The organism is Moritella sp., assembly GCF_033791185.1.
Lineage (GTDB): Bacteria > Pseudomonadota > Gammaproteobacteria > Enterobacterales > Moritellaceae > Moritella.
Window position 1 is genome coordinate 1 of the sequence record NZ_JASJHF010000320.1, and the last position, 6,534, is coordinate 6,534.

A 6,534-nucleotide genomic window follows, 5' to 3' on the forward strand; every position below is an offset into this window, starting at 1 on the left:
AGTGAATGGTTTTGTTACCGTAATGTTATTTTAAAACTGTGATGAGACGATATAATGATGAGTTTTTCAGTGTTATTTGGCTCGAACAGCTGTGGTTAGAGGGATGTTTGATGGACGTTCGTTATGGACCTAGAGTAATTATTGGTGGGAGTTAGTTCGCTAGATTTCACGTCGAATTCTAATTTTTAATCAGTAATGTGGGATGCATGAATTTAACTGAACTAAAAAACATTGCGTTGAATGAATCAGCGGTTCGGGCGGAATACGACGCCCTGAGTTAGAAGTTAAAAATCATCATTTTTTCTTTTTCTTCTTCCGATTTCGATATACGTCGTAATATTCAGTGTAGGCAGCAACAGCCAATATAATAATTGCTAGCAGTAGTAATGCACTCATAAATACCTCCTAGATAAATTGAATTATAACTGGCTATAGTTGACCTGTCAGATTTTACGTAGCGAACCATTAGTAAAGTCTGAACGCTCCCATAGAATCCCCCAGTACGACTTAAAAGTAACAACTTAATACGTGTATTTACAGTTATCTCGCTGAGATTATTTTGCCCCACGTTAGGGAGGTTGAGTTCAGTATAAATTGACCTGAAATGCCTATTTCTCACATAAACAAGTATATGCCAAATTGCGAGTGAGTTGTATATGCTCATCTTATTTTGTCAAAGTTTGTCATACCGGTTAGTCACACTACGCACTCAGTTTGAGTGCATTTTTTATGGCTGAAATATAATTAGATTGAATTCAAGGTCAGCTTTTGTATAATGCCCGTCCGCCTCCTTTCACTTGAAAACGCGGATACAATTTGCATGGGTTCCCTCACCCCATGAATTTAACTAAAAAGGTTTATTATGCGTGAATTAACTGCAATGCAGACGCGTCAAGCGTTGATCTGTCTCTCTTGTTTTCATATTTTAGTGATCACAGCGAGCAACTATCTAGTCCAACTTCCAATTAATATATTTGGTTTCCACACAACGTGGGGAGCATTTACATTTCCGTTTATCTTTTTGGCAACCGATCTGACGATTCGCGTCTTTGGTGCTGGCATGGCGAAACGCATTATTGCGCAAGTGATGTTACCGGCATTATTGATCTCGTATGCGTTATCTGTGGTGTTCTTTGAAGGTAGCTATCAGGGTGTTACTGGTTTAAGCGAGTTTAATAGTTTTGTTGGCCGTATTGCGCTGGCAAGCTTTTTAGCTTACTTGTTCGGTCAAGCTCTTGATATTATTGTTTTTAACCGTTTAAGACAATTAAAAACCTGGTGGGTAGCACCGGTATCATCAACGGTATTTGGTAACTTAATCGATACCATTATCTTTTTCTTTGTGGCGTTCTACCAAAGCTCTGATCCATTTATGGCGGCTAACTGGGTTGAAATTGCAACGGTTGATTACGGTTTTAAACTATTGATTAGTTTAGCTATATTTTTACCACTTTACGGTGTGTTATTAAATAAATTGGCGGGTGCTATTACTTTTCAAGGCAATGGTAAAAGCAACCTCACGGCTGCAAAACTGAGTTAATACAACTTAGCTTGCGTGAGGGCGGAAGGCGTTAAACTTATTCACCTAGAGTGAAAGGTTTAGCGCCTTTTTTTATTTTATAACAGTAAATGTTTGAGCTGTTTAAGGTATAATCGCCGCGTTCAAGATTTTACGCATTTAATTTACACGAAATTGAGGTGCCGAATGGCAACAGCCGCAGGTTTATACGATGATATTCGTCCGTTTAATGATGACGAAATAGCAAGTGTTGTTGAACGCTTAGTTAACGATAACGAATTTATTACTGCGATCGCGCATTTTCAATTCCCACGCTTGATCAAGCATTTTAGTTGGGTGATATTCCCAATGATCCGTATGGTGTTACGCCGTAAATGTCGCAATATCACCAGTGTCAGTGAAATTCAGCACGAAGTGATCGCCTATATGGAAAAAATGATTGCGACGACCACCACCCAAGTTACTTTTAACGGTGTTAATAATTTGGATAATAATAAAAATTATTTATTCATTTCCAATCACCGTGATATTGCTATGGACCCTGCGTTTGTAAACTGGGCATTACATCATCATGGTCATGATACGTTGCGTATTGCTATTGGTGATAACTTATTGAAAAAACCATTTGTATCTGACTTGATGCGCTTAAATAAAAGCTTCATCGTAAAACGTTCAGCGAAGGGTGTACGTGAGATGATGGCGGCATTTAAATCGTTATCGGGTTATATTTCTCATTCAATAAAAGAAGAACAGCAATCAATTTGGATAGCGCAAAAAGAAGGTCGTGCTAAAGACGGTAACGATCAGACTGACCCGGCTATTTTAAAAATGATGTACATGAATGGTAAAGGCCAGAAAATTAGCTTTCCAGAGTACATGAAATCATTGAATATCGTGCCAGTGACTATTTCTTATGAATACGATCCCAACGATGCCGCGAAAGCCAATGAGTTGTCACAGTTAGCGACATCAGGTGAGTATAACAAGGCTGAATTTGAAGATATCGATAGCATAGTGCAAGGTATTGTTGGCTTTAAAGGTCACGTCAATGTCACCTTTGGTGAGGTTATCGTGGATGATATTGCCGATGCCAATGAATTAGCACTGCGTATTGATCAAGTCATCGATAATAATTACCATCTGCATAGCACTAATTTATTAGCCGCTGAGCAATTACATGCAACTGCTGAATATAAGCAAGCAGCGAGTTCAGTAACGTCAGATCAACGCGCTAAATTTACTGCCCATTTGCAAAGTATACCGACCGAGTTACATGCCACTGTGCTGGCTGGTTATGCGAAATCAGTAGAGAAGCAGTTAACAGCGGTGAATTAATATCAGTTGTTAGATGTGCTCTTAAGCCCAGTATTGCTGGGCTTTTTATTGCCTTAAATTCAAGATTAAAAATTATTTCAAGTTTTTTGTCGGAAAGTCTTGCTTATCTAAATGAGAATGATTATTATTACCTTGTTCTTCAGGGAGTCACATGCTTTCGGTAGGACAAGACATTGCTCACATTGCTTCCGGGTTAACTTTAATCCATTACTCCTTGCAGGGTAAACCGAATTTTTCGGGCCGGTAGATCAATCTTCTTATCCCTCGATTATAGAGAAGTTTGATTGATACCGGCTTTTTATTTTCTGCAGAAATTCCTTTTTTATTAACATAAATCAAACATTTCCATACCACTCTAGTGTATTATTTTTAATCATCATGACTTCTTTTTACACATAACTTTCCCTGAGTTAAGATTCTTTTCCACATATCCTAAAAATATTAGAATAATTTAGATCTTACATTAAAAATATTTAAGTTGTTGTTATTAAGCGACTTTAAATTTTTATCATCAAGATACACACAGATCAACTGTTTTTTTGATCGTCATTGTTAACAGAGTTATCCACAGTTAGATCAAGATCTATGATCTAGTGGTTAAGATCTGATCGCGAGATATATTTTTATCATCAACATAGCGTGAATTCGCGGCTTGTGGCATGCTTAGTCTATTCATCATCAATTTCATTGAGTTTAATTTTTATGTCTACGATCCCTAGCAATCCCCTTGTGCTTGTCGATGGCTCTTCGTATCTGTTTCGTGCTTATCATTCACCTCCGCATTTAACCAATGCTGAAGGTATGGCAACGGGCGCTGTGTATGGTGTCGTTAACATGTTGAAGAGCTTATTAACCCAGTTTGGACCCAGCCATATCGCGGTTATCTTTGATGCCAAAGGTCCGACATTCCGTAATGAAATGTATCCAGAATATAAAGCCCATCGTCCGCCAATGCCGGATGATCTACGTTGTCAGATCGAACCTGTGCATAACATTGTTAAAGCACTTGGTTTACCCCTGATCTGTATTCCTGGTGTCGAAGCGGATGATGTGATCGGCACGATCGCTAAGCAAGCGAGTGCGGAAGGTCGCGCGGTCTTGATCAGTACCGGTGATAAAGATATGGCACAGTTAGTTGACGAACATGTCACGCTGATCAACACCATGACTGATACGGTATTGGATCCACAAGGCGTTAAAGACAAATTTGGGGTACCGCCGGAGTTGATCATTGATCTGCTCGGACTCATGGGCGATGCCGCAGATAATATTCCGGGTGTTCCGGGGGTCGGTGAGAAGACTGCGTTAGGTTTGTTGCAGGGATTGGGCAGTATTAAAGATATCTACAATAACTTAGATGCGATTGCAGCTTTAGGTTTCCGTGGTTCGAAAACGCTAGCGAAAAAGATGATCGAGCATAAAGATAATGCTGAAATTTCGCATGCATTAGCAACGATCAAACTCGATGTGGAAACAGGTGTAACACTTGATGATCTCGCGATCGCAGATACAGATGTGGATGCATTAGCTGAGTTGTATCAACAGATGGGCTTTAAGCGTTGGCTAGCGGCGTTAGTTGGCGGCGCAGATGCAACCAAGCATGTTTATGCAGGTAAAGTAGCAAAATCAAAATCAACGACAAGTGATGCTGATAGTGAGGATGTCGTCACTCCTTCTACTATTGATCGCAGTAACTATGAAACCATTTTAACGCAAGCTGATTTTGATCGCTGGTTAGAAAAATTACAACAAGCGGATCTGTTTGCCCTCGATACTGAAACCACTAGCCTTAATTACATGCAGGCTGAATTAGTTGGTCTGTCATTTGCGGTTGCAGAAGGCGAAGCGGCTTATTTACCGGTTGCCCATGATTACTTAGATGCACCAGAACAATTAGATCGTGACCATGTATTAGCGTCATTAAAAACATTGCTAGAAGATAGCAATGCTAAAAAAGTCGGTCAAAATTTAAAATACGATACCTCAGTGTTAGCCAACTACGGCATTAAGTTAGCCGGTATTGCGTATGACACCATGATCGAATCATATGTGTATAACAGCATTGCTACGCGTCATAATATGGACAGCTTAGCGGATAAATATTTAGGTCATCAAACCATTAGCTTTGAAGAGATCGCCGGTAAAGGCAAAAAACAATTGACCTTTAACCAGATCGAGATCGAGCAAGCATCTCCGTATGCAGCCGAAGATGCCGACGTGACGTTACGCTTGCACAATGTGCTGTGGCCAAAACTTGAAGCAGAACCATCACTGGTGGCATTATTTAACGAGGTTGAATTACCGTTAGTTAGTATTCTGTCTACGGTGGAACGCGAAGGTGTGTTGATTGATAAATCAAAACTCGATGCGCAAAGTGTTGAGCTTGGCACGCGTATGCTGGAGTTAGAAGCCAAAGCCCACGAAATTGCCGAACAACCATTTAACCTAAGCTCGCCAAAACAACTGCAAGAAATTCTGTTTGTGAAAATGGAATTACCGGTGATTAAGAAAACCCCAAAAGGTGCGCCGTCGACAGCAGAAGAAGTACTGCAAGAGCTGGCTCTTAATTATCCGTTACCAAAATTGATCTTAGAGTACCGTAGTTTAAGTAAACTAAAATCAACCTATACAGATAAGCTACCAACCTTGATTGAAGAAAAAACTGGCCGTGTGCATACGTCTTATCATCAAGCCGTTACTGCGACGGGTCGTTTATCATCAAGCGATCCAAATCTACAAAATATTCCAGTGCGTGCGGGGGAAGGTCGACGTATCCGTCAGGCGTTTATTCCGGCAGCGGGTTATAAATATGTCGCTGTGGATTACAGCCAAATTGAATTGCGTATCATGGCACACTTATCACAAGATAAAGGCTTGTTAACGGCGTTCTCGGAAGGTAAAGATATTCACCGTGCAACGGCTGCTGAAGTATTCTCTGTTGAACTTGATGAAGTGACGAGCGATCAACGTCGTAGTGCGAAAGCGATTAACTTCGGCCTTATCTATGGTATGAGCGCATTCGGCTTAGGTCGTCAGCTAAACATCCCACAGAAAGAAGCAAAGCAATACATGGCGCGCTACTTTGAACGTTATCCTGGTGTATTAACCTATATGGATGAAACGCGTAAAGTGGCTAAAGATAAGGGTTATGTTGAAACTTTATCAGGTCGTCGTCTGTATTTACCTGAAATCAATGCGCGTAATAAAATGCGTCAAATGGCGGCTGAACGCGCTGCGATCAATGCCCCAATGCAAGGTACAGCATCCGATATCATTAAGAAGGCGATGATTAATGTGGCGGGTTGGATTGAGACGGTAGAAGCTGATTCAATTCGTATGCTGATGCAGGTTCACGATGAATTAGTCTTCGAAATCAAAGAACAGCATGTTGAAGCTTATGTCGTTAAAATTAAAGAATTGATGGCGGCGGCAATGTCGCTAGATGTACCACTACTGGCAGAAGCTGGTGTTGGTGATAACTGGGATGAAGCGCATTAATCTTTAATTAGTGCTAATCGCTTAAAATTATAATATTAAGAATAGAAAGTAAAACCAGTCTCAGGGCTGGTTTTGTTGTTTTTATACATAAAATAATGCTGTGAGTGCGCTTTGTCACAAAAAATGTAACTAAATAACGTATTTTACTTTCGTGTCAAATAAGTTTGCAGTATATTAAGGGG

3 protein-coding genes are annotated in these 6,534 nt (G+C 40.2%); all 3 read left to right on the top strand.

The genetic code is table 11. The features are described from left to right. Positions 1-862 precede the first annotated feature (862 nt). The 3 genes from QNK26_RS18295 (at position 863) to polA (ending at position 6,352) form a co-directional block, all read left to right on the top strand. Entirely contained in the window at positions 863-1,540 is a 678-nt protein-coding gene (locus tag QNK26_RS18295) for a 7-cyano-7-deazaguanine/7-aminomethyl-7-deazaguanine transporter (RefSeq protein WP_319225529.1), read from the top strand. Between the two features lie 165 nt (positions 1,541-1,705). Further along, a complete protein-coding gene (locus QNK26_RS18300) occupies positions 1,706-2,854 on the top strand; it encodes a 1-acyl-sn-glycerol-3-phosphate acyltransferase (RefSeq protein WP_319225531.1) in 1,149 nt (382 codons plus the stop codon). Positions 2,855-3,556: 702 nt separating this feature from the next. After that, a complete protein-coding gene (polA, locus tag QNK26_RS18305; protein ID WP_319225533.1) occupies positions 3,557-6,352 on the top strand; it encodes a DNA polymerase I in 2,796 nt (931 codons plus the stop codon). The last annotated feature ends 182 nt before the right edge of the window (positions 6,353-6,534 follow it).